The 26448-nt window shown below is 39.0% G+C and carries 23 protein-coding genes and 2 pseudogenes; 4 read left to right on the top strand and 21 right to left on the bottom strand.

Annotation, left to right across the window (positions count from 1 at the left end; translation table 11 throughout):
- From IGI52_RS24170 to IGI52_RS24115, 12 genes are all read right to left on the bottom strand, one after another.
- A complete protein-coding gene (locus IGI52_RS24170) occupies positions 1 to 2880 on the bottom strand; it encodes an immunoglobulin-like domain-containing protein (RefSeq protein ID WP_438782590.1) in 2880 nt (959 codons plus the stop codon).
- Between the two features lie 63 nt (positions 2881 to 2943).
- Positions 2944 to 3627, bottom strand: a complete 684-nt coding sequence (locus IGI52_RS24165; protein WP_016178728.1) for a CpsD/CapB family tyrosine-protein kinase — start codon at positions 3625 to 3627, stop codon at positions 2944 to 2946.
- An 18-nt stretch (positions 3628 to 3645) separates the two neighbouring features.
- Positions 3646 to 4419, bottom strand: coding sequence for a YveK family protein (locus IGI52_RS24160; RefSeq protein ID WP_311857213.1), 774 nt, complete (start codon positions 4417 to 4419; stop codon positions 3646 to 3648).
- A 35-nt stretch (positions 4420 to 4454) separates the two neighbouring features.
- Positions 4455 to 5141: a sugar transferase gene (locus IGI52_RS24155; RefSeq protein ID WP_016178730.1), complete on the bottom strand. Its 687-nt coding sequence runs from the start codon at positions 5139 to 5141 to the stop codon at positions 4455 to 4457.
- Positions 5142 to 5378: 237 nt separating this feature from the next.
- Positions 5379 to 6149 carry a helix-turn-helix domain-containing protein gene (locus IGI52_RS24150; protein ID WP_016178731.1) on the bottom strand — a complete coding sequence of 257 codons (771 nt, stop codon included), beginning with the start codon at positions 6147 to 6149 and terminating at the stop codon, positions 5379 to 5381.
- Positions 6150 to 6170: 21 nt separating this feature from the next.
- Positions 6171 to 7394: a glycosyltransferase family 4 protein gene (locus IGI52_RS24145; protein WP_438782589.1), complete on the bottom strand. Its 1224-nt coding sequence runs from the start codon at positions 7392 to 7394 to the stop codon at positions 6171 to 6173.
- Positions 7391 to 8116 carry a WecB/TagA/CpsF family glycosyltransferase gene (locus tag IGI52_RS24140; protein WP_016178733.1) on the bottom strand — a complete coding sequence of 242 codons (726 nt, stop codon included), beginning with the start codon at positions 8114 to 8116 and terminating at the stop codon, positions 7391 to 7393. Before IGI52_RS24140 ends, IGI52_RS24145 begins: the two co-directional genes overlap by 4 nt.
- Positions 8109 to 9527 (bottom strand): oligosaccharide flippase family protein, encoded by a 1419-nt coding sequence (locus tag IGI52_RS24135; RefSeq protein ID WP_438782588.1) that lies wholly within the window; start codon positions 9525 to 9527, stop codon positions 8109 to 8111. Before IGI52_RS24135 ends, IGI52_RS24140 begins: the two co-directional genes overlap by 8 nt.
- Positions 9524 to 10735 (bottom strand): polysaccharide pyruvyl transferase family protein, encoded by a 1212-nt coding sequence (locus tag IGI52_RS24130; protein WP_438782587.1) that lies wholly within the window; start codon positions 10733 to 10735, stop codon positions 9524 to 9526. The genes IGI52_RS24135 and IGI52_RS24130 overlap by 4 nt, the downstream gene beginning before the upstream one ends.
- Positions 10736 to 10758: 23 nt before the next feature.
- Complete coding sequence (locus tag IGI52_RS24125; RefSeq protein ID WP_438782586.1) at positions 10759 to 11442, bottom strand: YveK family protein; 684 nt, start codon at positions 11440 to 11442, stop codon at positions 10759 to 10761.
- 15 nt (positions 11443 to 11457) lie between these two features.
- Positions 11458 to 12495, bottom strand: coding sequence for a glycosyltransferase (locus IGI52_RS24120; protein ID WP_438782585.1), 1038 nt, complete (start codon positions 12493 to 12495; stop codon positions 11458 to 11460).
- Positions 12492 to 13739 carry an O-antigen ligase family protein gene (locus IGI52_RS24115; RefSeq protein ID WP_137439178.1) on the bottom strand — a complete coding sequence of 416 codons (1248 nt, stop codon included), beginning with the start codon at positions 13737 to 13739 and terminating at the stop codon, positions 12492 to 12494. The genes IGI52_RS24120 and IGI52_RS24115 overlap by 4 nt, the downstream gene beginning before the upstream one ends.
- 278 nt (positions 13740 to 14017) lie before the next feature.
- On the opposite strand from IGI52_RS24115, the gene IGI52_RS24110 reads away from it, so the two are divergent.
- A complete protein-coding gene (locus IGI52_RS24110) occupies positions 14018 to 15556 on the top strand; it encodes a helix-turn-helix domain-containing protein (protein ID WP_016178739.1) in 1539 nt (512 codons plus the stop codon).
- Between the two features lie 19 nt (positions 15557 to 15575).
- Here the strand turns inward: IGI52_RS24110 and IGI52_RS24105 are convergent, their stop codons facing one another.
- From IGI52_RS24105 to IGI52_RS24090, 4 genes are all read right to left on the bottom strand, one after another.
- A complete protein-coding gene (locus tag IGI52_RS24105; protein WP_102866401.1) occupies positions 15576 to 16337 on the bottom strand; it encodes a tyrosine-protein phosphatase in 762 nt (253 codons plus the stop codon).
- A 232-nt stretch (positions 16338 to 16569) separates the two neighbouring features.
- Positions 16570 to 17433: an ROK family protein gene (locus IGI52_RS24100; RefSeq protein WP_438782584.1), complete on the bottom strand. Its 864-nt coding sequence runs from the start codon at positions 17431 to 17433 to the stop codon at positions 16570 to 16572.
- 60 nt (positions 17434 to 17493) lie between these two features.
- Positions 17494 to 18759, bottom strand: a complete 1266-nt coding sequence (celB, locus tag IGI52_RS24095) for a PTS cellobiose transporter subunit IIC (protein WP_102866396.1) — start codon at positions 18757 to 18759, stop codon at positions 17494 to 17496.
- A 254-nt stretch (positions 18760 to 19013) separates the two neighbouring features.
- Positions 19014 to 19724, bottom strand: coding sequence for a GntR family transcriptional regulator (locus IGI52_RS24090; protein ID WP_016178743.1), 711 nt, complete (start codon positions 19722 to 19724; stop codon positions 19014 to 19016).
- 267 nt (positions 19725 to 19991) lie between these two features.
- Here IGI52_RS24090 and IGI52_RS24085 point away from each other — a divergent pair.
- Positions 19992 to 20419: pseudogene (locus IGI52_RS24085) on the top strand (IS30 family transposase); the annotation flags it as partial.
- 55 nt (positions 20420 to 20474) lie between these two features.
- Here the strand turns inward: IGI52_RS24085 and IGI52_RS24080 are convergent.
- Genes IGI52_RS24080 through IGI52_RS24070 form a run of 3 tightly spaced genes read right to left on the bottom strand, consistent with a single transcriptional unit; the run spans position 20475 to position 22555 of the window.
- Complete coding sequence (locus tag IGI52_RS24080) at positions 20475 to 20786, bottom strand: PTS lactose/cellobiose transporter subunit IIA (RefSeq protein ID WP_438782583.1); 312 nt, start codon at positions 20784 to 20786, stop codon at positions 20475 to 20477.
- 12 nt (positions 20787 to 20798) lie between these two features.
- Positions 20799 to 21113, bottom strand: a complete 315-nt coding sequence (locus IGI52_RS24075) for a PTS sugar transporter subunit IIB (RefSeq protein WP_185937683.1) — start codon at positions 21111 to 21113, stop codon at positions 20799 to 20801.
- Positions 21114 to 21127: 14 nt separating this feature from the next.
- Positions 21128 to 22555 carry a glycoside hydrolase family 1 protein gene (locus IGI52_RS24070; protein ID WP_438782582.1) on the bottom strand — a complete coding sequence of 476 codons (1428 nt, stop codon included), beginning with the start codon at positions 22553 to 22555 and terminating at the stop codon, positions 21128 to 21130.
- Between the two features lie 544 nt (positions 22556 to 23099).
- On the opposite strand from IGI52_RS24070, the gene IGI52_RS24065 reads away from it, so the two are divergent.
- Positions 23100 to 23510 (top strand): YjdF family protein, encoded by a 411-nt coding sequence (locus IGI52_RS24065; RefSeq protein ID WP_137439187.1) that lies wholly within the window; start codon positions 23100 to 23102, stop codon positions 23508 to 23510.
- A 51-nt stretch (positions 23511 to 23561) separates the two neighbouring features.
- Here the strand turns inward: IGI52_RS24065 and IGI52_RS24060 are convergent, their stop codons facing one another.
- Entirely contained in the window at positions 23562 to 24194 is a 633-nt protein-coding gene (locus IGI52_RS24060) for a type 1 glutamine amidotransferase family protein (RefSeq protein ID WP_271817943.1), read from the bottom strand.
- Positions 24195 to 24307: 113 nt separating this feature from the next.
- On the opposite strand from IGI52_RS24060, the gene IGI52_RS24055 reads away from it, so the two are divergent.
- Positions 24308 to 25237 (top strand): helix-turn-helix transcriptional regulator, encoded by a 930-nt coding sequence (locus tag IGI52_RS24055; RefSeq protein WP_438782581.1) that lies wholly within the window; start codon positions 24308 to 24310, stop codon positions 25235 to 25237.
- Between the two features lie 66 nt (positions 25238 to 25303).
- On the opposite strand, the pseudogene IGI52_RS24050 reads toward IGI52_RS24055, so the two are convergent.
- Positions 25304 to 26172, bottom strand: a pseudogene (locus IGI52_RS24050) (DUF6544 family protein).
- Positions 26173 to 26448: the final 276 nt, after the last annotated feature.

Here is a 26448-nt window from a genome sequence, read left to right as displayed (position 1 = left end):
TTAGTTAACTTGAACTGTTTTTCTATCTAATTCCTTACCATCTGGACCATAAGCTACTAGGTATGCAGTGTCGCCCTTTTTAATTGCGTTGCCTACATAATAGTTGAAGGTTCCATTTTTGAAGGTTCCGCCAATTGAAATCAAACCACCATTTACATAAAGACGAGCTTGCTTCACATCGCCCACATAAATACCCGTAATTTCAACTGCACCAACTGTATATGCATTTGGAGAAATGCTGCCCTTGTATGAAGAGCTGGTAAAGTTGACCTTCACATTTTCCTGAAGTAATACATCGTTTGCTCCATAGGCATTCATTGTGACCACATCGCCTTCTTTAATGCTGCTGCCAACATAATAAGTGAATTGACCATTTTTGAAGGTTCCGCCCCATGAAATAACATTTCCGTTGACTGATAAACGAGCTTTCCGCACATCACCAGTATAGGTTCCGGTAATTTCTCCGTTGCCTACTGTGTATTGACTAGGTGTAATCGTTCCTGCTTGAGCGGGTGTTTGTTTCACAGTTACACGATTATTTTGAGTCAATACCGCATTGTTTTGGTCGTATCCGTTAATCAAGACATTATCGCCAGCTTTAATTCTTGATGGTCCTACCCAATAAGTAAAGCGGCCATTACTGAAGGTTCCGCCTAAAGAAAGAACCGTTCCATTGACAATTACTTTCGCTTTCTTCACATCGCCACTGTAACTACCAGTGATGTATTCATCGCCGACTGTATAGCTGTCCGCTACCATTGTGCCCGATGTGTTTGATTCTACTTGTACATTTTTAGTGTCCAGCTCTTTATCGTCTGAAGTAAGAGCAACTAAACGGACATTTGAACCTTTTGAAATAACATTTTGGCCCACATAATAAGTGAAGCTTCCGTTTTTAAAGGTTCCGCCTTGTGAAATTAATTTGTCATTCACATACAATTTCGCTTTTTTCACATCGCCAGTGTATGTTCCGGTAATTTCAACAGCGCCAACGGTAAATTTATTAGGTGTAATTGTTCCTTTAGCTTCTGGAGCAGCTAGGATGTTTACTTTGTTATTTTGAGTTAACACATCGCCGTCGACATCATATCCATTAACAAAAACACTATCGCCTTTTTGAATGGCATTTTTACCAACCCAATAGCTGAACTCTCCATCCTTGAAGGTTCCACCTAAAGAAAGAACTTTTCCGTTAACGATTACTTTGGCTTTCTTCACGTCACCACTATAGGTTCCGCGAATATATTCATCGCCAACTGTATAATCGTAAGCAGAAAGTGTGCCGCTGTAATTAGACAATACTTTTACTGCTTTTTCATCTAATTTCTTTTTATCTTTGTCATAAGCCATTAACACGACTTTAGAATTTTTCTTAATCAAGCCAGTGCTTACTTCATAAGCGAATTTTCCATCCTTAAATGTTCCGCCAGTAGATACTAAATGGCCGTCCACGTAAAACTCTAAATATGAAACGTTGCCTTCATATGTTCCTGTGATTAATCCATTTCCGACTGTATAGTCACTTGGCGTAATACTGTGCTTCGTTGCTTTCACTTCAACTTCAATATCTTTGGTAGTAATACCTTTATGACTATCTTCTACCGAATAGGTGATGAAGTATTTACCAGGGACATTTGTATTGACGGTGTTTGATTTAATATTGATTTTTGATGTCAAATCGCCATCTTCTTCATCGTGAGCAGTAATTCCTTCTAATGGATTAAAAGGCTCGCCCTGTTCGATTACTTTGTTTTCAGCATTAATTACTGGTAGTGTGTTTTGAGCAACTGTTACTTCGATTGTTTTCGTAGCTGACAAACCGTGGCTGTCAACAATTTTGTAGGTTACAGGATAGACGCCAGGAACATTCGATTTTACCTGATTATCTGTAATAACTATGTTTTTAGTGATATCGCCGTCTTCCTTGTCAATTGCGGAAACGCCCTTCATGGCAAATGATCCTGTAAAGTCGTCGCCTAAAACAATTTTACGATTTTCAGCTGTTAATACAGGTTTTTCAGTTCCATAAGCTGGGTCAAGCTTCGCATACTCTAAGTAACCGCTTGACTCTTTACCACCACCGACTGTCCAGTCAATAACATTGTTATCTTGTGTTAAAGCGGTGTTGAAATGATATTTTCCGTCTAACGAACTTGGCACACGAATTTCTGTATCCGTTACAAATCCGCCTAAATCAATACTTACTGAAGTGTAAACATGTGGGAAAAGACCAATAACTGTTGTAATACTTGGATTTTGAATAATCAGTGAACAGTTATCTGGATCAACCTTGATGTCTGTTGATTTGTACGTATACGATTTGATTGGAATACCAACATTGTAAGCCTTCATTTCACCAGATAAATAGTTAATAAAGCGCGGGTCTTCTAGCAATGGCTTAAATTCATTTGGTAATTTCACTTGATAATACGTTTTGTCTGCAATCCCTAAATTTGCTACTTGTGTAATATTTAGGTCAACGGTTAAAATACCTTCTGTTTTTTGGTTGTTGATCACTAATTCTTTATCCGTTGATGTTTTTAAACCAATTTTCCCCCAAGCAATCAATCCCAAATCCAGCGGTCTGATTGACGTAGTCTTTGATTCTTGTTCTTCGTTAGCTTTAGAAGTATCCTCCTTTTCTGTAGTTGGAACTTCTGAGGTAGGTACTTCTTTTGATTCGGTCGTTTCCTGTACAGGTTCAGTACTCGACTCAGGAAGAGCCTCCGATAAGCTGTCAGTTGTTAACCCCTTTGTCTCTGGTGCTACCTCCTCAGTTCCTGCAGCTTTTTCTTCTGCCAAAGCTGTGGCCGGTAGTAAGCCTGAGTTTAGCAACATTAAACTGCTAGCCCCAATTGTTAATAATTTCTTTTTCTTCACTAATTTTACCCCTTTCTTTTTTTTATCATTGATTTAAAACACCGCTTATCCATCGATCACCCCCTAATATTTATAATATTTATAGTTTCCAGCACTCACAGATTTAGCTCCGTTATAAACAAAGCCGATTAAACGGGCGTTTGACCGTTTAAGCAAGGTTTTGCACTTTACTAAATTATTTCGTTTCGTACGATTTTCCCGGACTACTAAAATGACACCATCGACTTTTGAAGAGAAAATCTGAGCATCTGTAACTACTAATAATGGTGGTGAATCAACAATGATATAGTCATACTGTTCCTCCAGCTGCCGAAAAATCTCATTTAAGCGATTAGAATTTAGCAGCTCGGATGGATTTGGCGGGATCGGCCCCGCTGGTAAAAAATCCAAGCCCTTAACTTGCGTACTTTGAATGGCTTCACTTGGCTCACTACGTAAATTACTTAGCAAGGTGCTTAGACCTGCTGCTCGATTCGAATAGGTAGTGAAAAATTTACCTGCTGTTGCACGACGTAAATCTCCGTCAATCAGTAATATTTTTTTATTTGCTTCCGCCATAACAACTGCCAGGTTCGCCGCAACGGTGGTTTTTCCTTCCTCTTGTTCTGTAGAGGTGACCAAAAGCAGCTTTAACGGCTGGCCTGAGGAGGAAGCAAACTGAATACTCGTTCGAACATTGCGATACTGTTCGGTAATAGGTGAAAATCGATTCTCAATCGAAATTAAGCGTGTTTCTCTTTCCTTCATGTAGTGACGCTCCTAAATTTAGACTCTTTTTCGTTGTCTTCTGGATATATGCACCGTATCCTCCGACAAATTTCTTTTCAAAAGGTCCTTATCCTTGGCAGACATTTTCATATCCACACTTGTGGTATAAGGAATGATTCCTAATGCATTGGTTTCAAAAATCTCATAAACGGCTTGCTCCGATTTGATCGTCTGATCCACACTTGCTCGCAGCAGAACGAATAGAAAGCCGACCAGTCCCCCGATAAATAAGCTTAGAACTAAATTTAATTTATGATTAGGCGAGATCGGAGAACGGCTTGCTGTCGCCTCCGAAGTAATTGAGATCTCTCCAGGGATTTGGCTTTCTGCTAAAGCCTCTTGAAAGATTTGCGAAGTGATATTTGCCAAATGAGCCGATAATCTTGGACGATCACTTACAGCTCGGATCGAAAAAAAAAGCGATTCCTGCTGCTGTTCTAGTGTAATGGCCTCCCTTAATTCACTCATTGACATCTGCTGATTCTCTTCAGACCTCAGCTTCTCCTGTACCTGACCTAAGACTAAATCACTTAATACCAATTCCTTGTAGGTTTTTACCAATTGGAGATTGGCCGTGATTTCATTCGAAAGGTTTTCTTCATTTGTTTTCGCCGCAGCAATCATTTGCGTCTGCGAACTGTATTGCGGTGTGATCCAAAAAAAAGAAATATAGCCGCCCAGTAGTAATCCGACGAGACTAAAAAGCATAATAGTTGGTAGCTTTTCTTTTATTGTTCGTGCAAAAAAAGAAAAATTTAAATTCTCATCCATAGTGGTTTGTTGCCTCCGATAATTAATGTGTTAAGCTAATAAGCCCCGTCACGGGTAATGATTACCAGCAAAGTTTTTAACATAATTTGTACATCTAAAAGAAAACTGCCTTTTGTTAAATAGCTCAGATCTAACTGAATCATTTCTTCAAAATGGAGCCGGTTGCGCCCACTCACCTGCCAAAGACCTGTACATCCAGGCTTCACCTGTAATCTAAGACGATGATAATCTGAATATTGTTCCACCTCTCGCGGCAGCGCGGGCCTCGGTCCTACAATGGACATCTCCCCTTTTAAGACATTGACTAGCTGTGGGAATTCATCAATACTAAATTTCCGCAAAAATTGACCCACCTTCGTCACACGTGGATCACATTTCATTTTGAACATCGCACCTTTGATCTCATTTTTCTTTATTAAATCTGCTAGTTCATCCTCAGCTCCGACATGCATCGTTCGAAACTTGTACAAAAGAAAATAGTCTCCATTTAAACCGACGCGGGTCTGACTAAAAAAAACCGGACCTTTAGGATCTTCTAATTTTATAAGCAAGGCTACAAAAGCAAAGGGAATCGCAAGGACCAGCAACCCTGCTGCACTCACGATTAAATCAATCAATCGTTTGGTTCTTCCTGCAAGAAAACTAGCGGGTGCTAAATTGTTATGCTCTGCTATTTCGACAGTATTGATGGATGAGTTATTTCCATAGACGTTATTCATCATTTCACTTCCAAAAATCGAAAAAATCCGATATATTTTTCTTCATTATTTCATCTGTTTTTTTTAGAATAATTACAACTAACAAACTAATAATAGAACAGAAGAGACGCCTTGAACCATCAAACATGTGACGGTTTTTTTAGTTTTTTACCATAAATTCACATTATTTTTAATGAAAAAAGATTAAAAACGCTCAGTTTCCTTCTATTTTTGTCTGTTTTCTGAATTTTTTTGCTACTTTTAAAGAAAAATATTCTCAGGCACGTTAAGAATTTGGTGAGCATCACTCTTTTTGAGTTTTGCTTCTGTTTGTATCAGGTGATAGAACTCATCTGACATCTGATACCCTCTTCCCCATGCGGTATCGATCGGATTGAAATCTATTCCGCTTTTTTCGACTTTTTCTTTGATATTACGAACACAGCTAGACAATGCGGACATTTTCGAATCCGAAGCATGCTCTTCGTTCCAAATTTTTTGGCACATTTCTTGACGTGAAAGATACTGCCCTCTATTTTCGTATAGACACATCAGCATCCGGCTCTCCCGTTTAGAAAAGCCGAAATTATAAAAATGATAATTAATTTCAGGTGTTTTCTTTTTACTATAGATATAGCTGCTTTCCTTCCGTATTTCTGTACTTTTTGGGCTCATCGTCTGACAAAGCTCGCGAATTTCCTCTAACGATGCATCCCCTTTTATCCGCTGATCAATGACATAATCGGTCTGCTCTTCTTCAAAGCTTTTGCTAAATTCGCTTTCATATTTTCTAACGATAGCAGGGACATGCTCACGAATATTAGAGAGTAAATCAACAATCTCCTGATAAGAAATTGTTTCGCTTAATATGACTGCATCAAAGCAGGACAGCAGATAACTCATCTTTTGATCCATCGAATAGCAGGCATCTAATAAGCACGTACTGCAAAATACTTCGTTATTCATTTGCTGCAGCTTGCTTTGAAAACTGGTTTCAGCCAAAATATTTTTTGTTAAAATTAATAGTTTCATTTTCAGTCTCCTTTTCTCCGTTCATTCATCAACGAAATGGTTGATACAGTTTACAAATTCATCATAATAGCGTTCCTGTGAGTGCCTCATCCTCTCCTTTAGCGCTTCTTCCCTCATTTGTTGTCGAAGGGTCTGATCATGGATCAAGCGATCTAGTCCAATCGCAAAATTTTCTACAAATTGTGCGTCATAATCGATCAGAAACGCACTTGCTTCGCTGATATATTCAGGAATCCCGCCGATTCTAGTCGCAATCACAGGGATTCCCATTGCCTGAGCTTCAACTGCCGAAAGACAACAGGTCTCATGAAATATGGATGGGACGGCACAAATATCTGCCGCCTTCAAGTAATTAGGAATCTGCTGTTTTTCAATATATCCTGTGAATGTCACTTCAATCGGCAAGTGTTCCGCTTGTGCCAGCACTTTTTTGAAATAGCTGTCCTTTTCAGCAGAACTGTAGGTAGTGCCGCCTAATACCAAAACCTTTACATTCTCCAGTGAATCAAGCTGACTCAATGCTTCAAACAAAAGATGAATACCCTTGGTTTCCGTTATTCGGCCTGAAAAGACAATGACACAATCAGTTTGGCTGTAGTTCAGTTTTGAGCGAATGTTCTGTTTTTCTTCTTTTGTTGCTGGTTGATATTCCTTTAGGACAATTCCATTGTTTATTCGATAAAGAAACGGCCAGTCCTTCGTATAGTTGATTTGACGCACCTGATCATTAAGAAAATCACAGACCGATAAGACACCATCTAATTTCCGAAGAATCTCTGTTCCTTTAAACGATTGGGGATTTAAGTAATCATTGTGTAAATAAACGGCAAGCTTGCCTAAGTAAAAGGAACGGATAGCAGGAATGCGTTCAGGACAATTCAGATCAATCACGCAGTCCACTGTATTTTTTTGTAGATACTGCTTAGCTGCTTTGATTAATTCTGGATAGAGAATAAGATTTTTTCTTTTTCCCGTGAAAAGTTGTTTCCCCTTGTTCCAACATTTTTGAAGCAGCCACCAAAAAGGACGCTCTTTTGTTTTGACGGAAATTACTTGTGTATACTTGTGGGTTTGATTGAAAGCGGAAATAGCGGGATCAGCCCCAGATAGCACAATCAGTTCTACTTGTTGCTGCTGTTCATTTTCTTCAATCAAAGAATCTAAGAGTGTTTCGATTGCCCCGCCCTTTACTGCAGGTATCGGCAATTTTCCATAAGTTAACACCAGGACACGCGGCTTCTTCATTTAAATTTCTCCTGTACTAATAAGTAAACAAAATAGATATTCTCAAAGATGTAACGCTTATAGAGCCGCTGCGGTTCCTTCATAAACCGATGCAGCCATTCCAGCCCATTGCGCTGCATCCAGACCGGTGCCCGGGAAATCTCACCAGCTAACACATCGAAGCTTCCGCCGACACCCATAATCAAATTGGCATTCAATTCATTCTTGTATTTACTGACGAACTCTTCCTTATAAGGAGAAGTCATACCGATGAACAACATTTGCGGCTGACAGGCAGCAATCTTGTTAACAACTGTCTGCTCATCCTTAAAGTAGCCGTGTTGCGCGCCAACAATCTGTAATTTTGGATACTGCTGATTTAGTACTTCTAGTAGTCGGTTAAGGATTACTTCCTTCGTACCTAGGAAATAAACGGTCAGCCCCCTTTCTTCAGCCTGTTTGAGAAGCTCCAGCATTGTATCAATCCCGGTAACACGCTCGATATTTTTCTTTTTTAGCCAACGACAGGCTCGAACAACCGAGTAGCCGTCCGCGCTCACCATATCGGCTTGTTGAATGATTTTCTTTATTTGAGCATTTCGATGACTCAAGACCACCTTGTTGGAATTGACGCCTACATGCTCGATTACTTCATCGCGCTGAATGCGTGCGAGCATTTCATCCACCGTTTCCTTCAAGTTTCCCTCATCAATCAACAGATCAAACAGTTCAATTTTATTCATTGCGCCCCCTCCTTCTTATTAGTTTGTTTTGAAATAAATCAATGAAAATAATGCCTGCGAGCATTAACATTTGACTGATAAAGCCGAGTGTTTTAGAAAAAAGCCACCCCTCATTAAGAAATATTTGTAAAACCAACAGCCCAAACTGAAGCAGCATTTGTCTTGTTGCTAACGTACTTGCCATCAACCGATTCGTTTCCTTTTTTCGTAAATAAAAGATGATAAAAAAACCCAGTCCGGAAGCGATCGAAGCCCCGTTGATTCCTATCAGCGGTATAAGAAGAATACTTCCAACAAAACTGACTGCTGCTCCTGCTAAAGAAGTCGTTAAGACACCTCTTGTTCTCTTCACCACGATATAGGTCGTGCCTAGAAAACCAGAAATACAGGAGAAAAAATTACTTACTAGCAATAATGGAATATAGGCTTTAGCAAAATAAAATTCCTTTGATAGCAGCAAAGAGGCTAATGGATCTAAAAATAATAAAATCAAACTGGAAAAAACCAGCAGCAGCGTACAATAATGATTGAAGACTTTTTGATAAAAGACCCCTGCGTCCTTTTGGCGATAATTTTCAACAGCCGTCAGCTGCCAAGCCTGCAGAAATATTGAACCAATCACCGATAACAGACTGGGAATCTTACTTGCAGCTGCATACATCCCATTACTTGCTACCCCTAAAAAGAAGGTCATAATAAAACGACTAGAGGTTGTCAGAATCCACCACATCGCGGAATTAGGAATCAACGGCAAGCTATAAGTAATCAGCTGCTTTCCTTGTTGCGGATTCCAGCTCTTCCTGCTTTTGAATAAGTCTTTCCAAGAAATATTGAGAAACAAAAACACTAATGAAATCCCATTAGCCAATACAAGTGACAAAAAATAGGCATCCAGCTTGTTGGGTAAACGGCGAAAGAAAACGATGCCTAAAACCAACGTTAATAACGAAAGTAAAATACCGTTTGAGGCATAAATCTTTAGCTTCCCAATCGCTTTTATGTACTGCATAAAAATAAGTTGAATGGACTGAATCGTCAGTAAAAGGAAACTAAACACACCCATTGAGGAAGAAATTTCCAGCTGTGGGCCGAAAAGATAGAAAAGAAACGCACAAATACCTGTCACTATCAGTCCCAAAAAATTAATTCTGATAGCTGTACGCAGCCAGCTGACCTTTTCCAAAGTATCTTTACTATCTAAAACAAAACGTAAAACGCCTTCGGAAACACTCAAGCTAACAACTGGGAGCAAAAGATTGACTGAGTTGATCAGTAAATCGGCTGTTCCGTACTCGCTTTTGCTCAAATAATAGGTGTAAAATCCCACCAAGAAAAAGGTAATGAGCTTGCTGCCAAAACTACCAATAGCAAAAACAATGGAATCGTTGAATAGTTTTTTATATTGATTCATACATCTACCAAATGTTGCTGAAGAGTATCAATAATCTCGTAATTGATCGCAAACGCTCGCCGCATTTCTTCTTTGTGGCGCCTCATCTCTATTAGCTCCTGATCGGTATTTTCCAGTTTTTCATCGATCTTTTTCGACAGTATTTCTCTTTTTTTGCTCAAGTCAGCAATCGCCAATACATCTTCTTCGATTCCTAGATTTTTGAACATTTCAACAACCTTTTGCTGCCAAGACAAACCGATGATCGGTACAAATTGAGAGACGGCCACGATCATCGAATGCATCCTAGTTCCAATGACCAAGTTCAACGACTGGTAAAGCGCCAATAAGTCCTCCTTCTCTTTTACAAAGACCACATTCACCTGAGGTTCCTTAAGAAAATCGGCATAGAGTGCTTCAATCGTTTCATAATCCTGTACCTCAGAAGAAAAGAGTATGATCTCTTTTTTTGCAGCAGCTAAGTCATGGATCAGATTCTTCATGTCTTTTAAATAGTTGAGGTAGTCTTTTCGTGAACAGCCGGTAATTCGATAATCAATCACACAAATACCGATTCGTTGCTGAAGCTTTTTTTGTGCTTTTAATTGTTCGAAAGTCTCTACTTCCGGCAAAAGAAAGACCGGATCAACCGACGCATAGGCTGCCGGATGCCCTGCATTTTTTAAGTATTCCAAGGAACGTTTATCACGAAAGCTGACAAAATCACATTTTTTTAATGTAGCAATCGCCGCATTCTGCTGTTTCTTTGTGGAAAATGGACCGATCCCAATGGAACTGACAAAAATAGGCAACTGATGCTGCTTCGCCAAGGAAACTACTTGATCAAAGCGTTGCGCGGATAACGTTGCTGGAGACAGATCAAAAATCGCATTGCCTCCTCCAATCATTAAGAAATCTGATTGCTGCAACGCTGCTTCAAAGCGTTGAATATCTTCCGAGTCATACATTCTTCTTCGGGATCGTATCCACTTTCCTTTACTGACAACATTTTTTATTAATGGAAGCTGACGAAAATATTTGTAATAGATATCATGAGGTTTAGACCGTCGAACCAGATTTTTATTTATCTTCACTTGCGATTCTTCGATTAATTTGTAGCTGTATTTTTTTATCTCAATTCCTGTTAACAGCTGCTCCGATAAGGTTTCTGCAATCAGGCGATCACCAATATTTGAGCTGTCAATAAAACTAACTAACGTTGCTTTCACTCATATTCCTCTACTTTCAAGTTTTATAATTCATAGAAATCAACTATGCCAATATTCTCTGTCTCAATCAGAAGCTGAGCCGCTTCCGGAGATCTCAGGTATTTTCTTTCATATAAATAAGTCCAAGCAAAGCTGCACGAGGTGCTAAGCATGAAGCTCGCAAACCAGGCGCCTATCAGCAGCTTGGAAAAGCCAGGCGTCCTCACTGTTTCGGCCGTTTCTGCTGAAAGTAAAAACACGTCTCGAGGCAAACTGCTCTGTTTTACTATTTGTGGAAATTTTTCACTTAAGCTTATGGCAATTTCATTACTCTGTTCTGGGCTTTTTGTCGTGATAGAGACCGTAAAAATTTGTGAATTGATGCTGTTAGAGACCGTCAAACTATCTAACAATTGTTGTTTACTTTGCTGTGGATGGTCCTCCTGAATTGCTTGTAAAAGAGAATCACTTTTTATCATTTCTTTGTAAGTCTCAATCAGCTTGATATTGCTGGAAATCACTTGATTTTCCACCTCCAGCTCATCCTCGTCTTCATCTTCTTTAGCGGTCTCTGTCGCGGGTAACAGAAAGGACACCTGATTCGTGTACTGAAATCCCTTCATAAATACGAAGCCTGCACAGCCTATTCCCATAAAACACAGTGTCAGAATCACGATCATTTTTTTTCGCGACCAGAGAACATGTATGAAATCGTTGAATGAATACATGAAAAGCTCCTTCCCTTAATCAGCTAGTGAGTCATATACACATTTCCAAGTCGCAAGATAGGCCTCCAAGGAATAGTGTTGATGAATCGTCTGTTTCGCATTGATAGAAAATCGTTTGCGCTTTTCCAAATTAGAGAAAAAGCTGATAATTGCTTGCTCCATTTGATCGATGTCGCCAGGCGGCACAAGAAAACCATTCTCTTGATGGTTTATCACCTGGCCGATTCCTCCAACATTTGTGGCCATATTGGGAATACCGCACCCCATTGTTTCTAAAATTGCCATCGGAATGCCTTCATGATAAGACGGCAAAAGATGTAAGCCGCAATCCTTCAACAGCTCCTCCTGATTCGTTGTCCAACCGTGTAATTCGACATTTTCACAGTTCATCCGCTTCATTCGATCAATAATCTTCGAAGTTGTGTCATCCGTGTCCCCGTACAGATGAAATCGGAGCTCTGGCATTTTCCTTTGAATTCGCTTAGCAAGTAACAAAATGTCCTGGCTCCCTTTTCGTTCACAGATCCGTCCAAAGGTGAGTACATTTGTGGAACTAGCTTGATAGCTATTTTCCTGAGGAACAAAAACAGCGTTATTTACGACGATTACTTTCGTTTTCGTCAGCGTCTGGTAGTATTCCTTCCAGTCATCACCTAAGGCGACTACAAGATCGACACGATCTAGTACCTTACAAATGTAACGTTGCTCAAATTTAGCCGCGTCGTTATAGAACGCTTCAAAATTTGGTGCATGCATATGAAAAATGATTTTTGTTCCTTTTTTTATTGCTTTTACTAATAAAGCTTTTCGATAAAAGCTTGCATCTTGAGACACATGGAAATGAACAATCGCTACTTCACGAGTATGAGTAGCCTTAAAGAGTTGGCAAAAGGTGCGAAAAGCATAGAAAAGCTTGCCCTTTTCATTCCACGAAAAAAAATAACGGATCTGATATTTCTGATTATTGGGAAAATAATCAATAAAATTTTTGATTACTGTTGAAATTCCACCCTTTCCAGTACTCTTCGGTCCCACCATAATGATTCTTTTCATAGCTGCTCCTCTTTAATTACTTGGATGAACATGCAAGTAAATCCAAACACCGTCGCTGACAATGCTGAAAAAAGGACGTGTCCAACCAAGAAACTGTATACAATCGTAAATATAAGTAAGAAAATACAAAATTTATTAAATCCTTGATAAGCCGCTACCCTCAGAAAATGAGCCATCACAGCTATCAAGACGATCGTTCCGACAATCCCATAAGAAAAAAACATATCGAAAAAATCCATTTCAATTAATCCGCCCTTTCGGCCATACCAATTCCACCGATTCTCAAAACCAGAACCAAACCAGAAAACATATTGATTCTTAGGTAATTTAGAAAAATTCGCGACGGCATCCTTCAAATAGACGTTTCTGGAGCTCAGCAGCAGCCTCGGCCAATCGTCTTGATAAAGCGTGCGGAAATAAGTAAAGCGTGCAATTACACTAGACAAAGAATTTAGTAGAAATTCCTTCCCCTTCATCACAAGAAAGAAGAGCAAAGCAAGTAAAAATTCAAAAATAATAAATTGCTCATACAACGACTGACTGCGATGACGAAATAAAAAATGCCCAATCAAAAAAAGCGAATAGAGAATGCCTGTCATCAATCCAGATTTTGTTCCTAAAATTAATAGACAGTACATATTAAGAAAATAAAGCCCTATTAAGAAGCCTGCCGGAATGATTCGCCGCTTCTGTTGAATAAGAAACCAGCCAACAAAAAAAAGCATGATTAAAAAAGCATAAGCAATGTCATTCGTAGCGAAGTAGAAGCCTTTAAAGCCTGCCGCATCATCGTAGGTACTATTTCCTAATCCAAGTACGTAAGGAATCAGTAATCCGCCAATCAAAAAAACATCCAAAAGAATTGTTAATCTAGCTAACTTGTTTACAGATAAATAATTTCCAAACTGCTTAGCAAAAAAAGGAATCAGCAAGCATAAATAAAACCGAATAACGTATGACAGTTCTTCTACCAACAAAGTGAAGCCTGTATTGAAAAAGAAGGCCTGAATGATACAGATGATCGTTAATGAAAAAAGAGTTATCAGAAGCAATACATAATCATCTGTTTGCTTTATTCCTTTTGTTAATACACCGTAGAAAATGTATGCGATGAAAAAGATTCGATAGGCGGTCCCTAAAGGCATCGGATTTCCATAAGATATGAAGACTCCATTGAAAATATCCACTAAAGGAAAAATCAAGATTAGTAACAAAAAAAAATGAATCTTCATGCGATCACTCAACAAATCACTCCTCTATTAAAATTTAAATAATGTTTTAGCATAAAAATTAAATATAACTAATATTAATCTAAGGCACATTTATCGAAACGTCTTTTTTTGTTAATTTTAATTCAAATTTTGGTTGGTAGATTTTTGAACGAGAGTATAAAATAATAATTATGAATTAATAAAACGAAATATTAACATTACAAAAGTCTATTTATTTGGCAATCACGATATTTCTTTCTGATTGATTAACTATTTTTTATAAATTATTAGAAGAAGGTGCCTACACAAAGATGTTTCTAAACCATCAATTCGCTGATCTATTTGACAAGGAAACGTTCATAAAGATAGAGATCATTTGCTTATTAAAGGAAAGCAAAACTTGGTTATCCATTGATGAATTGTCCTCACAATTAGAAATCAATCAACGTACCATGTTGAAATACCTTACATTTATCGAAGAGGACATTGATTCCTTTGCTTCAAAAAAAGAAATCGCTTTAAAAAATCACAATAAAAAAGGCTATTTTTTATATTATGATTTTGAACCAGCCTTGGAGGATTTGATTTTTCGAATGATTGAACGAACGATCAACTATCAGCTGATTATGAAAATCTTTTTTTCAAAAATGCCTTCAATCATCCAGTTTTCGCATCAGTATTATGTAAGTGAGTCCTCCTTGTGGCGCATGATCAATAAATTCCGAAAAAAATTAGTCCCAAGAGGAATTTCTATTGAACGTCGTTCGTTGGAATTGATTGGAAATGAAATTCATATTCGTAATCTAAGTCTCTCCTTGTTATTGTCTTCATACAGCAGAGGCAGTTGGCACTACGGAAGTACAACCAAGCTAGTTACCGAAAAAATCATCGATTACGTAATTAACTTTTTTCATTTATGTCTATCGGATTTTGAGTATAAGAAGCTGTTTTGCATGATTGCGGTGTGTATTGAACGAGCTAAGAAAGAAAAGCATGTTCACTTAACGAGGGAGCTGTGGGAAAATATTGAGAAAAATGAATTATTTGATCGTTTTTTCGATGAGTTGAGAGATGTTTTGCCTAAGGAACTCCATCGGCAGGATGAAATAGGCTTTCTATTTTTATACGTTTTTACAATTGATGAGGTACTTAACAATACATACATTAGAAAAGAATTCATCGAATTCCACTATGAACGCAATACGCAATTATTTCAGTCTGTTGAAGCCTTCAAGAATCTTTGGTTTGATCAGCAAAAATTCTTTATTTCTAAAGACGATCTAAAAACGGTCGAAAAAAGTCTCTATAGCACACATTTGTATTGCCAATTATTTCAAAATAAGGAGTCCTCCGATTGCTATTCGCAGGATTCTTATTTGCACAACAACGAAACCATTTCTCCTCATTTAAAAGAACGGGCACGCGAATTGATTGCTTTATTACAAAAAAAGACAAATTTCCCGCTGTTTAGAGAAACAGATTATCTATTGTCCATTTATCCATTATTATTTGAAACGATTACTCCTATTCAAAAGGTAGAGGAGCCTTTACAAATTTTTTTAGCAACGGATTTAACAAATTTAGAAGAACAACATCTGATAAAGATGATCAAGAATGAATATCTCGGAAGATTTAAAATGGAAATTTACACCCATCATGACTGTCTTCGTAAAAGAAATTCCCTTGATCTGTTACTTTCAACAAGAAAAACAATTTTAGTAGATCAGCCTACCATTCCAAATATCGTCATTCCAAGAAAACCGACAAAACTTGATTTTTATACTCTGGATACAAAATTAAACGAGCTATTCACCGTCAAAAATCAGCAGAAAAGGCTTGTATCTTTTTGAAAGATACAAGCCTTTTAAGCTATTTAAAAAAAGAAAAATGCTTCACCTTTTGATAATCCGGACGCACGACAGGATCTCCATTTAGTAAATCCTTAGTCATTTGCTCCATCTCTTTTACCCGATCTATTCCAAAAGTTTTCTCAATTTCTTGATAGGCCTCCTTTAAATAAAACCCACGCTGCTGTATGCTATGAGCATCCGAGGCAACCATAAAGGCTAACCGATTAGTCAGCATTGTCTTGGCTGCCTTTTGAACCTTTGGACCAAAGAAACCGACAATACTTGGCGCGGTCACTTGGGTCAAGGCCCCCATTTCCAGATAGGGCAATAACCGGTTCGGATCTTTGGAAAAAACAGCATTACGCTCAGGATGTACAATTACAGGAGTATAGCCTCGATCAATTAACTGAAAAAAAAGTGCATCTGTATACGCAGGAACCTCAATAGTAGGAAACTCGATTAATAGGTATTGGTCATCTAAATCGGTAAATAGTAGCTGTTGCTGTTGAATCTCTTTTAGTAAATTTCCAGTCAAGCGAATCTCTTGGCCTTCAAAAAGTGTCAATTCAATCCCTCTTTGATTCAATTCTCGCTGCAAACTCTTAACCGCTGAAATTACCTTAGGCGCCGGATTGGTGTAACGGCCATTGTTATGATGAGGCGTACACAAAATGTGCGTGATCCCCTGTTTAACGGCAGCATGCGCCATAGCGATGCTCTCCTCAAGATTTTCAGGCCCATCATCTACTCCTGGAAGAATATGACAGTGTAAATCAATCATGCCAACCACTCCAAACTGCTTTTGTTCGATTTTACCAAAAGCCCTAAACTATGACCCATCAAAAATCGTTCATTTTTTGACAATCAGTGATTTCGATAGTCACAAAAGATTGCTCATCCTTCCATTTGTATGAATTTCAACTGTCAAAATAAGTAATTCTTTATCGTAAATGTAACCATGTAAGGCGAATCACACACCAAATCAGATTTTTTTCCTTTTACTTTCTCAACCTTCAGCTAAATTCTGTCATAAATTGATACACCGCACCGATGAGATTAGCATCCGCTAAATATTTGCAGCTCATTATTTCTGCAGTCTGATCTTGCGCTCTTTTAGTTTCCAGCAATGCATCAATTTCATTTCGAAGACGCTCAACAACACCTGGTCTTCTTGAAATGCCACCGCCGATCAATAACCGATCGACATCCAAACTGACCAGTACATTATAAGCTCCGATCGCTAGGTTCCCATAAAATTGATCGACGTATTTTTTAGCTAATTCCTCTTGGGCTGCATCAAATACATGGACCGCATCGTAGCTCTTCCCATCTGCTTTTTCGATCGAATAATTTTTTGCCAAATTAACAGGACTGACTAACTCACTGAATGTTTGGCATTTTTCGTTTAAGATCATATACCCAAACTCGCCACCAAATAAATGCGGACCTGCATATAGTTTTCTATCTAAAACAATAGCTCCACCTACGCCTGAACCAATGATAAGAAAAGCACTGTTGGCTACCTCGGCTGCATTGCCCTTCCACACTTCGGCCAGTGCCGCACAATTAGCATCATTTTGAATCGAGACGGGCAAGCCGAAAAGCTGCTCCAGCTCTTTTTTGATTTCAAAACGATGAATATAATCAATCGCACTCAATCCATAAATGATTCCCGCTTGTGTATCAACTGAACCAGGGGAACTAATTGCCACTCCTGAAAATTCAAGTGTTGAGCTTTTTATCTCCGCAATGAACTGCTCCTTCATCGCTTTCCAAGAATTCGGTGTAGGCAAACTTTTTTTCGCGTCTAACTGCTCGCCATCCCAGGTGGCATACTTGATTGTCGATCCGCCAATATCAATAACAAAAAGATTCATTCTCATCTGCTCCTTCAGAAAAAAAGCATGAGCACTTGGCTCATACTTTTCAAAAATTGATTAAATCATATCCGGTTGTTTATCTAATGCTCGCAGGAACGGCAACCAGATCATTCCCACAATCAGGAAGTCGATCACCTGCAGCAAGCCGCCTAACCAAGAGTTCGTCGCTAAGACACCGCTGGCAATAATCGGAACAGTCCACGGCACAGAAACACCTGTTGGCGCAGGAACGATTCCAGCTGCCATCACTAAATAATTTAACGTAGTCACAACGATTGGAGCAAGGACCCATGGAATGAGGATCGTCGCATTCAAAACAATCGGTAAACCAAAGATAACCGGTTCATTTACATTAAAGATTCCCGGACCTAAAGCCAAGCGCCCAATGTCTGTATATTGCTTTTTCTTCATTAGAAAAGCTAAGATAATCACTACTGCTAACGTCATTCCCGATCCACCCAGACCAACAGTGAACGTTTCCATAAATGGTTTCGTAACAATATGGGGTAACGTATCTCCTGCCTTGTATGCTTCTAGGTTATCAAGCATTAAGGTGTTCCAAATCGGGTCCATTACTGAATTGACAATAATTTGTCCATGTAAACCAAAGAACCATAAAAATTGAATGAAGAAAATGGATACAAGCGTTGCTGGCAGACTGCTGCCTAAACCAGTCAACGGCTTTTGAATCACATCATAAATGACATCATGCAGATTGGCATTAAATGCTCCGACCATGACAGCATTGATTACTAAAAAGACCGTTAATGTCAGAATTGCGGGAATCATAGCCGCGAAGGATTTTGTTACTGCAGGTGGAACGCCATCCGGCATTCTGATCTGCCAACCACGTTTTGTTACACGGCAATAAATTTCAGCCGCTACAAAAGCCGCGATCATTCCTAAAAACATCCCTTTTGCCCCAAGTCTGTCGAGACTCAACACACCACTAACAGTTTCACCAGATTCCGTACTCATAAAGAAAGGAGTCAGGATCAAGAAGCTTGAAAAGGCCACCGCTCCGCCAAAAATACCTTCCACATCATAGGATTGAGATAAATAATAGCCGATACCGAATGTAACAAAAACCGTCATGATACTCATTGTCGCATTCTGTCCATTTCCTAATAAATTAGACAGCATTCCTTTTGTATCATCATTGAAAAAGGGTAAATTATTAATAACTACAATAATGGAACCAAACATCGTCAATGGAAACGCCAACATAAAAGAGTCGCGCAAAACCATTAAGTACCGATTGTCGCCTAACCAGTTTGCTAAAGGCATGATTTTTTCACTTAGTTTATCCATAAAACCATTCATTCTTCGTCACCTCTTATTTTTTAGTAATCGATTACATCCCTATAATATCACGCTTATCCATATAAGTCTACATATTTATATTCAAAAGTATATATTAATTAAAATAGTAGATAGTACTATTTGAACAAGTTAGGGAATCCATATTATTGAAAGATTTTTTCCGCCGCAATAGCTTCAAAAAAGCGAAATATCAGCACAAAAAAACGCTACAAACACGCGTAATAACCGGTTTGTAACGCTTTATATTCTGTTTCCTACTTTGTTAAAACCATTTCTGCTTTAAAGTGATCATAATGATGAGTGGTGGTAGAATACTCAAAAGCAGCCCCGTTCGATAAATACCCAACTTGTTCTGCCACACCCACAGGCTCGTTGGCCTGCATATGTAATTCCTCGGCCTCTTCTTTTGTTGCCCCTCTGACGGTGATGATTCGATGAGCGCTTTGAATAACCAACCCCAACCCATTTTCAATATAATCATAAATCGAGTGCTTAACATGTGTAGGCTTTAGATTCATGATCAGATTAATCGGCATGTAGGTGACTTCGATAGCATAGGGAACACCATCAACATAGCGCACTCGATGAATGAAATAAACGAAATCATCCTCTGAAATATTCAGCTTTTCTTGAATCTTTTCATCTGGTTGAACGACTGAAAAATTTAGGACCTTACTGGTTACTTCATTTTGCGGATACTCTGCCGTTTTTCCGCGGAACTGATTGGTGATTGAGATTCGTTTTAATTCTGTGTCTGATAAATCTTTAATGAAGGTTCCAGAACCTCGTCTTTTAATGATTAACCCTTCTGATACCAGAATATCCAGCGCCTGCTTAACGGTCATCTTACTTGCATCGTATTCAAGCCCCAGCTCTTTTTCTGAAGGCAGCTTCTCATTCGCTTTAAAGGTGCCATCGATGATTTTATTTTTTAGATCATTTGATATATGAATATATTTTTTCACTGAAATGACCTCCTTTTGTTGTCTCTATCATTATAGCCCAGCCCCTTCGACTTGGTCTATACTAATTATTAAGAATAGTATGAAACTTACTTTATATAGATTCATACTTTTATACCTTGAATTTACACTTTAAGTTCAACACATAAAAAAATGACTCATAATCAATATCCAACTAGAATAGGTTTGTCGAGAACACTACTAGGAGGAAGACAATTACGAGCCAGTACCATCATCTTACCATAATCGAACGAGAAAGAATCTTTTGGTGCTTGTTTAGTGACGTTGACAGATCGAAAATCGCGATTCCTTTTAGCAGGAAAAGCGCCGAGAAAGAAAGCTGCTTATTGAGCGAGAAAATGATTGAACTTTTAAGCAGTATCCCCATCCCCAATAAGGTGGTTAAAACGATCACTCCAGATAGAGGAAAAGAATTCTCCAATCACTTCGCAGTTACAGAAGCTTTGAATAATGTGCCCTTTTATTTTCCAGATCCGCATGCCCCTTGGCAACGAGGAACAAATGAAAATACGAATGGACTCATTCGAGAATACTTGCCGAAATCAAAAGAGATGGATACGGTAGATGATTCAGTGATTTATCGGATGGTTGAAAAATTAAATAGCAGACCTAGAAAGTGTTTAGGTTGGAAAACACCTTATGAAGTCTTCTTTAATAAAGTGTTGCACTTGATTTGACAATTCAAGACGAAAAAAAAGGTACAAATCTTAGTGATTCGTACCTCTTCCTGTTTTAATCAATTCGTTTGTAGAGATCAACGATTTCCTTAGCCAAATCAGTAAATGCAATCGAGGTCATCAAATGATCTTGACTGTGAACCGCTAAGAGTGAAATTTCCATATTGTTTCCTTGTGCTTCCTGCGTAAGCAATCCTGTTTGTGCGTGATGAGCTTCTACCAAAGCATTTTCCGCCGCCGAAATTTTCGCTTCAGATTCAGAAAAATCCGAACGTTTAGCCGCTTGAATCGCTTCCATCGCATCACTTTTCGCATTTCCGGAATGAATAATCAGTCCCATAATCGCTTCTAAATTTTGTTGATCCATCGTGCAGCCTCCTTATTGATTCATCAATCTTTTGGCTTCCTGCAAGACCTTTTGGCCGTTCATCATTCCATAATCAGCCATATTAATGACTGCTACCGGAATGCCTTTATCAGCAAGCTTTTCCTCATATTGCTTTTGCATGAACCGAACTTGTGGCCCTAATAATAAAACGTCTACATTTTTCTCTGCCAAAGTGTTATTGGCTTCTGTCGATGAAACCGCGAAGATTTCCGCATCAAAATTCTCCTCTTTCGCAGCAGTCTCCATCTTCGTCACTAGCAAACTTGTACTCATCCCTGCTGAACAAACTAACATAATTGTTTTCATCTGTCTTGATCCTCCTATTTATTCAATTTAGCAATTAATTGATCTGCTATTTCTACTTTATTTGCGGCAGCAACTTCTTTTATCCAATAGCCCGATTTTTTGATGGTTTTCTTTTGTGTGCGAATATCCGTGGAGATAAATCCATAGCGATTACGGTACGCATTTTTCCAAGACCAGCAATCGATCGGTGTCCATAAATGATATCCGAAGCAATTAGAGCCTTCTTCCATTCCCTTGTGCAGCCAATACAGGTGTTCTTGAATGAACTGAATGCGGTAATCATCCTCGATCATTCCTTGTTCATTCAGGTAACGTTCCTCCCGGGAAACGCCCATCCCATTTTCTGACACAAACCATTCGATATTATTGTAATTGTCACGAATATTAATGGCAATATCATAGACCGCTTTCGGATAAATTTCCCATCCCTTGTCCACGTTCATCCGTCTGCCTGGCATTTGATACTCTTCAAAATATTTTTCAGGAAGCCAATCTACCGCCAAGCTATCCGGCGAAACCTCTGGTGCTTTTACACGATGTGGATGATAAAAATTCACACCTAAATAATCGATTGTGTTGTCCTTAATCAGTTGAAGCTCCTCACTGCTAGTCTCCCAAAGCACACCATCAGCTGCCAATCTTTCTGTCAAGGCTGCTGGAAATTCACCTAATGTTGAAGCGTTCATATACAATTGATTCAACCATAGATCAGCAAATTCGGCCGCTGCCAAATCTGATTCATTCTGACTGGCAGGATAAGCAGGCGTTAAATTCAAAATAATCCCAATGCGACCCGCTGGATTTGGATTGACTTTTTTAAAGCAAGCAATCGCCTTGGCTGAAGCCAATTGAATGTTATAAGCCACCTGCACCGCCTTCTTCCCATCCACAAGATTCGGATAATGGAATTGATGCAGGTATTCTCCTTCGACCACCACCATTGGCTCGTTAAACGTAAACCAATCCGTGACACGATCCCCAAACAGCTTGAAGCACTGTTCGGCGAACTTAACGAACAATTCTACAACATGCTTCGATTCCCAGCCGCCATATTTGTGATAAAGCGCCACTGGTAAATCAAAGTGATGCAAATTGATAACTGGTTTAATGCCGTTTTTGATAAATTCATCAATGACATCATTATAGAATCGAACATTTTCCTCATTTAACGTAGCGGTTTCAAAATCATCAATCAGTCGCGTCCACTGAATCGATGTACGTACCGAATTCAAACCGATCTCCTTCATTAAACGGATGTCTTTCTTGAAATCATTGTAGAAATTTGACGCCACATTTGGTCCTACTTGATCGTAAAAGGCTTCTGGCTCAATATCATACCAATAATCAAACATGTTGGCGTGTTCTTTATTGAACCGTCCCTCTGATTGTGGACCTGAGGTTGCGGCCCCCCACCAAAAATTACTTGGAAATTTAATCTGCATCGTTTATTCTCCTCCTGATATTTTCCTTGCTAATGCCAATCCACCAATAATACCTGCGCGATTATTCAATTTACTAGAAACAATGAAATCCTCGATAATTTCAAGTGATTTCGATTACATTCCTTTTCTCAATAATCCCAAAAGTCATTCATATCTTACCTGCATCAATACTTCTCAGCATCTTTCTTAATCACCATATATTATATATACTATATATTTAAATGTCTATACTTTTAACTTTTAAAATTCAGATATTTGCATAAATTTCCGCTTTATCAACGAAAAAAACAATTAGAACTCAGGAAAGGCTTAGTTTTGCAGGGTTCGACACTAACGCTTTTAGCCATTTTCTACCGATCAGACTCGTTTGGAAATTTAATGCATTGTTTATTTATCACACCTGTTGCTTTTCGCTCCAAACCTAGTACACTTAAATTAAGCATAAAAACACATGGCGGTTGGTAGTCCGCCGCATGAAAATGTCAGTAACCTGCCCTCCCGGGTTGTCCATTGCTTGAAATCATTTCAAGAGGGAGGTGTCATCATGAAGTTGACGATTTACTTCGATGGCAGTTTTTGGTGCGGCTTAGTAGAGGTTGAAGACGATGGCCATTACCAAGCAATCCGGCATGTTTTTGGTCCCGAACCAAAGGATGCGGATGTGTGGGAATTTGTGACCAAACGTTTGCCACATCTATTGAAGCAAACAGGCGCTGTTGCTACTCGGAAAAAAACAGCTGAAAAGAAACTCAGTCCCAAACGGATGCAACGTTTGATCAATCGCGAAAAGCGGCAGCCCGTTGTTTCAACCAAAGCCCAAATTGCGATGAATGAAATCCGTGAGCAGGCAAAAGCGGCGAATAAATCGCAAAAGCGCCGAAAAAAAGCCGAGTATGCTGACAAACGGTTTCAACAAAAGCAAGCCAAAAAACGCGAGAAACACAAAGGACATTAACAAGAAGCAACCCAAATCTGACTAGATTTGGGCTGTTTCTTGTTAAGTGATTTATTGATTTGCTGGCAATGATTGCATCAAAGCAAAGAACTGTTCCGTCTCACCAGTATTGAAATAGTTATACCAAGCGTCTAATGTCGTTGTCTCAAAGACTTCTAAATGCTCGATTATTTGTCTCGCCCACAGTAATCCGCCAGTTGAACTAGCAGTAATCAGATTGTCCCCTACCACAGATGGCTCATCTCGATAGTGTCCCTGTCCTTTATAACTAGGCGCGACCATTTCCAGAAAGCCTGGTCCATTACTCGTATGAGGACGCTCATCCAATAACCCAAAATTTGCAAGTGCAGCTGTTGCCCCGCAGATGGCTCCCACCATAGCACCGATTGAAAGAAACTCACTAGCTTTTTCGATGATTGCATAATGCTTCTGATCGTTCCATGTATTTGAACCAGGTAATAATAAGACATTTGCTTTGGCTACCTCGATGTCAGCAATCACACAATCAGGTACGATCCTCATTCCGCCCATCGTCGTGACTGGTTCTTTAGAATGACTGACTGTTTTTAACGTCACCTTTGGTGCTCCTTCTTTGAAAAATCGACCCGAATTCAGCTCTGCTGTCACGTATCCTAATTCCCAGTCAGCTAATGTATCCATCACATAAACATAAATTGTACTCATAAATTTCCGCCTCCAATAACTTTCTATAGCTTTAGTATACAAGGCAATTGTTGACAACTATATGGCAACAATCTAAACTAACAATAAGAAAATTTTGAAAAGAGGTAAAATCCTTGAAGGTGGATAGATTACTAAGCATTACGATGCTCTTGCTAGATAAAAAGCGAATCAGCGCTAAAGAGCTGGCGGAAAAATTCGAAGTTTCTCCGCGAACGATCTACCGCGACATTGATACTCTTAACATGGCAGGAATTCCCATCCGTTCAACATCCGGAGTAGGCGGCGGCTTTGAGATTATGGAAAATTACAAAATGGATAAAAAAGTCTTCTCCTCTACCGATCTCTCCACCATTTTGACAAGCCTTTCGGGATTCTCCAACATGTTGCAGGGAAAAGAACTAGCAAGCGCTCTTGCAAAGGTCAAAAGTTTTATTCCTGCTGATCGAGCGAAGGATATTGAATCAAAGATCGATCAGTTCAACGTTGATTTAAGTCCATGGATAGGAAATCGGAGCATTCAGCACTACGTCGAAACAATCAAAGTCGCATTACAGGAAAACCGGCTGCTCGCTTTTAATTATTCAAATCAACATGGCAGAAGCTCTGAGAGGACGATTGAGCCTTATCAGCTTGTTCTAAAAAATAGTCAATGGTATGTGCAGGGATATTGTTTGGCTAGAAATGATTTTCGTCTGTTCAAAGTTAATCGTATGACCAAGTTGCAAATGAAAGAGGAACACTTTGTCCCACGGGAGTATCAAAAACCGCAGCTAGATTTTGCAGATTATTTAGATACGGTACAAACCACGATCAAAATTCGCATTCACCGCTCGGTTATGGATATGGTGCTGGATTATTGCACGTTCGAAAATTTTAAACCTGATGGGGATAGTCACTACATCGTAGATTTCCCTTTTGTTGAAAATGATTACTACTATAATATTCTTTTTAGTTTTGGAAATAACTGCGAATGCCTCGAGCCGCCGCAAGTCCGCGCTGAAATGAAGCGCAGAATCAAAGAGATTGCTGCTTTATATAATTAAAAATAGGAGTGCTCTGATATTTGCGAAAAATATCGGAGCACTCCTATTTGTTTCCTCTTAATCTAATCAAGAGATTCTGCTTGGCAAAATCTTTGACGCCCTTTCTTTATGAATCTCTGATGCCTCAATCGAATACTGTACTTTAATGCGATCACTAACAAAATAGTTGTCTATACCTTGAGATAGCTGCCAGTTTACACTGACACAGCCTGGCCGGCGATACTTTTCATCACTCTGATAGTTTTCGTATAGAACAAACCAAGGAACTAAGGAGGTTCCCTTGCCGTTTTCGTCCATATACCGCTCATCCGTGTCAAAACGAACAATATCTCCCGAATCATCAAAGGTAAATCGCCCTGTAGCGCTAACGCCATTCCAGCTGATTGTTCCTTCAATCGTCTGATAATCAATCGTTCTCCAGCTTATGTACTCCTGTAAAAATAAACTCGGCATGAAAACCGCATCAGCCAGTGCCGTGATCAATTGGCTTTGATCCATTTCTGGACCAGTGGAATGAAACAATTGAAAATGTTTCGCCAGCACGCCGATCATTGATCCCTTGCCATCCTGAACACTGTCTCTCACATGAACCGGCAAGCCGCCGTTAAAAAAGCATAGCGGTCTGGTCGATCAACAAAGTTCACCTGACAAAAATCGATCGGAATCGTTTTTTTCCCCGCCTCCATCCGAAACTTCGTATTTTTAAATTGAATATACATATTGCGCATCATTGGTTGATTAACATAGCCATTCTTTTTTAAATATTTCCTTAGCAGCTGTGGCAACTCAGCGATAGCTTCTTCGGTAATGACCGATGGCTGCAAAGAGATATCGTTTTCCTGTTGAAAAGAAGACGCGACATCCGCAAGATACTTCTTCCAAGCAGGACCACCTGGGATAATCAGATAAATAATAACTATCGCTAAAACGATCATTAAGCCCCATACAAGTATCATGGTCATTCTTCCTTTCATAAATAGTTCGTTCCTACTTCTCACTATACATGAAATCACAATGCCTGCCATCCGCCCAAAGGCTTATTTAACAACAATCTTTAATTTCATCAATCGGATATTGTTATTCATGAAAATCAAAAGTGTTTTCCTTTACTCATTTCCAGAGAGCTACCGTTCTCTTTAAATTTAAAACAAATTCTTTTTAATACAACATTGACTTAAAAGATACTATGTTGTATTATTCTTTTTGGAAAC

Source organism: Enterococcus sp. DIV0187, assembly GCF_051713785.1.
Taxonomy (GTDB): domain Bacteria; phylum Bacillota; class Bacilli; order Lactobacillales; family Enterococcaceae; genus Enterococcus_A; species Enterococcus_A avium.
This window is presented reverse-complemented; position numbering and strand designations above follow the sequence as displayed.

What these genes read in the sequence shown, in the direction of transcription:
- IGI52_RS24165 (WP_016178728.1), bottom strand. Translation starts at nt 3,627, where the DNA reads ATGAAGGAAAGAGAAACACGCTTAATTTCGATTGAGAATCGATTTTCA.
- IGI52_RS24160 (WP_311857213.1), bottom strand. Translation starts at nt 4,419, where the DNA reads ATGGATGAGAATTTAAATTTTTCTTTTTTTGCACGAACAATAAAAGAA.
- IGI52_RS24155 (WP_016178730.1), bottom strand. Translation starts at nt 5,141, where the DNA reads ATGATGAATAACGTCTATGGAAATAACTCATCCATCAATACTGTCGAA.
- IGI52_RS24150 (WP_016178731.1), bottom strand. Translation starts at nt 6,149, where the DNA reads ATGAAACTATTAATTTTAACAAAAAATATTTTGGCTGAAACCAGTTTT.
- IGI52_RS24145 (WP_438782589.1), bottom strand. Translation starts at nt 7,394, where the DNA reads ATGAAGAAGCCGCGTGTCCTGGTGTTAACTTATGGAAAATTGCCGATA.
- IGI52_RS24140 (WP_016178733.1), bottom strand. Translation starts at nt 8,116, where the DNA reads ATGAATAAAATTGAACTGTTTGATCTGTTGATTGATGAGGGAAACTTG.
- IGI52_RS24135 (WP_438782588.1), bottom strand. Translation starts at nt 9,527, where the DNA reads ATGAATCAATATAAAAAACTATTCAACGATTCCATTGTTTTTGCTATT.
- IGI52_RS24125 (WP_438782586.1), bottom strand. Translation starts at nt 11,442, where the DNA reads ATGTATTCATTCAACGATTTCATACATGTTCTCTGGTCGCGAAAAAAA.
- IGI52_RS24120 (WP_438782585.1), bottom strand. Translation starts at nt 12,495, where the DNA reads ATGAAAAGAATCATTATGGTGGGACCGAAGAGTACTGGAAAGGGTGGA.
- IGI52_RS24110 (WP_016178739.1), top strand. Translation starts at nt 14,018, where the DNA reads ATGTTTCTAAACCATCAATTCGCTGATCTATTTGACAAGGAAACGTTC.
- IGI52_RS24105 (WP_102866401.1), bottom strand. Translation starts at nt 16,337, where the DNA reads ATGATTGATTTACACTGTCATATTCTTCCAGGAGTAGATGATGGGCCT.
- IGI52_RS24100 (WP_438782584.1), bottom strand. Translation starts at nt 17,433, where the DNA reads ATGAATCTTTTTGTTATTGATATTGGCGGATCGACAATCAAGTATGCC.
- celB (WP_102866396.1), bottom strand. Translation starts at nt 18,759, where the DNA reads ATGAATGGTTTTATGGATAAACTAAGTGAAAAAATCATGCCTTTAGCA.
- IGI52_RS24080 (WP_438782583.1), bottom strand. Translation starts at nt 20,786, where the DNA reads ATGGATCAACAAAATTTAGAAGCGATTATGGGACTGATTATTCATTCC.
- IGI52_RS24075 (WP_185937683.1), bottom strand. Translation starts at nt 21,113, where the DNA reads ATGAAAACAATTATGTTAGTTTGTTCAGCAGGGATGAGTACAAGTTTG.
- IGI52_RS24070 (WP_438782582.1), bottom strand. Translation starts at nt 22,555, where the DNA reads ATGCAGATTAAATTTCCAAGTAATTTTTGGTGGGGGGCCGCAACCTCA.
- IGI52_RS24065 (WP_137439187.1), top strand. Translation starts at nt 23,100, where the DNA reads ATGAAGTTGACGATTTACTTCGATGGCAGTTTTTGGTGCGGCTTAGTA.
- IGI52_RS24060 (WP_271817943.1), bottom strand. Translation starts at nt 24,194, where the DNA reads ATGAGTACAATTTATGTTTATGTGATGGATACATTAGCTGACTGGGAA.